Source organism: Paraburkholderia sp. J94 (assembly GCF_905220285.1).
In the GTDB taxonomy this organism is placed as follows: domain Bacteria; phylum Pseudomonadota; class Gammaproteobacteria; order Burkholderiales; family Burkholderiaceae; genus Paraburkholderia; species Paraburkholderia tropica_A.
In genome coordinates this window covers 1-1,012 of record NZ_CAJMZH010000045.1, presented here as the reverse complement: position 1 = coordinate 1,012, position 1,012 = coordinate 1, and the positions used below count along the sequence as shown (strand labels likewise).

The window sequence follows — 1,012 nt, the reverse complement described above, 5'->3', positions numbered from 1 at the left end:
TTTCACCGGCAAGGAGAAAAAACCCGAGCGCAAGGGCTTCTTCTATTTCACCGACGACGGCGATCTCGCGTGCCTGCGTTTCGATAACTGGAAGGTCGTGTTCATGGAGCAGCGCACGGCCGGTACATTGAGAATATGGGCCGAACCGCTGGTGACGCTGCGCGTGCCGAAGATCTTCAATCTGCGCACCGACCCGTACGAGCGCGCCGACATCACGTCCAACACCTACTACGACTGGCTGCTCGATCACGTGTTTATTCTCGTGCCCGCGCAGGCGGGCGTGGCCGAATTCCTGCAGACGTTCAAGGAATTCCCGCCACGCCAGAAAGCGGCGAGCTTCGGCGTCGATCAGGTGATCGAGAAGATGATGGACGCTGCCGGCGGCGGACATCGATAAGGTATCCTGACGATGTAGATGCGTGCTTCACGGGCGGCGTTCAGCCGGACGCCGCCCAGCCGCATTCCCGACGCGACAACCATGGACGCCAAGGCCCTGATTCTTCTCGCGCTCCAGTGCGCCATCGCCGCAACGGTCTTCACGTACGGCCTCCAGGCCACGCGCGACGACCTGGTCTATATCGCGCAGCGGCCGGGCCTGCTGCTGCGTTCGCTCATCGCCATGCTGGTGTTGCTGCCGATCCTCGTGGTCGCCTGCGTCTACTACCTCGATCTGCCGCAGCCGACCGCCGTCGTTCTCACGGCGCTCGCCATCTCGCCCGTGCCGCCGCTGCTGCCGAAGAAGCATAAAAAAGCGGGCGGCGTCGCGCCCTACGGGCTCGGGCTGCTCGTCGTGCTCGCGCTGGTGTCGGTCGTGACCATGCCGCTTTCGGTGGCCCTCTTCAACTGGCTGTTCGCGCAGCCGCTGGCCGTAGGGCCCGCGTCGATCCTGAAGATCGTGCTGACCATGATCATCGCGCCGCTCGCCGTGGGTCTGCTAGCCGCGTCGCTGATGCCGCGCGCCGCGCAGCGCCTGATCGCGCCCGTGCGCCTGATCGCGACCGTGCTGCTGGCT

General features: G+C 64.8%; 1 protein-coding gene and 1 pseudogene. Both read left to right on the top strand.

What is annotated here, in order from left to right; translation table 11 throughout:
- Positions 1-397, top strand: a pseudogene (locus U4Y88_RS37555) (arylsulfatase); the annotation flags it as partial.
- 81 nt (positions 398-478) lie between these two features.
- Positions 479-1,012, top strand: a 534-nt coding sequence (locus U4Y88_RS37550; protein WP_321790121.1) for a hypothetical protein, incomplete at its 3' end; no start/stop codon positions are given.